This is a genomic window from Ammonifex thiophilus, from assembly GCF_003368535.1.
GTDB lineage: Bacteria > Bacillota > Desulfotomaculia > Desulfotomaculales > Ammonificaceae > Ammonifex > Ammonifex thiophilus.
Map to the genome: position 1 here is coordinate 1 of NZ_QSLN01000049.1, position 906 is coordinate 906.

General features: G+C 63.9%; 1 protein-coding gene. It reads right to left on the reverse strand.

Going from position 1 to position 906, the window contains the following annotated elements; translation table 11 throughout:
- The coding region (locus DXX99_RS10980) for an RHS repeat protein (protein WP_134643020.1) at positions 1–906 on the reverse strand (906 nt) is incomplete at both ends.

A 906-nucleotide genomic window follows, 5' to 3' on the forward strand; every position in this document is an offset into this window, starting at 1 on the left:
TCCCTTCTCGTCCGTTAAAGCCACGGTGCTTCCCCGCAGGTCGTAGTGGTAGAAGAGTGCCTTCCCGTCCCTTTCCTCCTCGACGAGCCCCAGACCCCAGACGTAGCAGGTCCACCTGTCCCCTTCCACCTGCGCCACCACCCGGAAGAGGGGAGAACTCGGATCGATCAAATAGTCGATCCGCTTGCCCTGGTGGACGAGTGCGATGCGCCGCCCCTCGGGGTCGTAGAAGTACTCCGTCTCCCCCGCTTTGACGAGCCGGTTGCGGGAGTCAAAGCGGAACTCCGCCGGCCTTCCGCCCAGCGGCCCCAGCACCAGGTTGCCGTCGGCGTCGTGCTCCACCCTCTGCCCGCTGAAGCTCTCCAGCCGGTTGTCGGGGCCGTAGGTCATCTCCGCATCGGGAAGCTTAAGAGGCACCTCTCTGACGGAACTCTTCTCCTCCACCACGTTCCCTTCGGGGGAGTAGGCGTAGGTGAACTCCACGATGACCCTGCCCTGCCGGTCGCAATCTTTGAGGTGCACCACTTTTCCCGCCGGGTCGTACTCGTACTCGGCCACGGTGCCGTTGGGCCGCGTGATCTTCTTCAAGAGCCCGTTGGGATAGTACTCGTAGGTGGTGGTGCGCCCGGCCCAGTCGGTGACGCTCTTGAGTCTCCCATCGGGGTAGTAGTCGTAGAGAACCTTTCTGCCGTCGGGGTAGGTCATCACCCTTAGGCGGTCGGCCAGATCGTACTCGTAGGTCAGGGTGTAGCCGCGCGGGTCGGTGTACCTGACCAGGCGGCCCAGGCCGTCGTACCCGTAAGAAGAGGTGCGGCCCCCCTCGGCGACGCTCACGAGCCTCCCGGCCTCGTCGTACCCGAAATTGACGGTGCCTTCCGGGAAGGCAATGCTTTTGAGCCGACCATC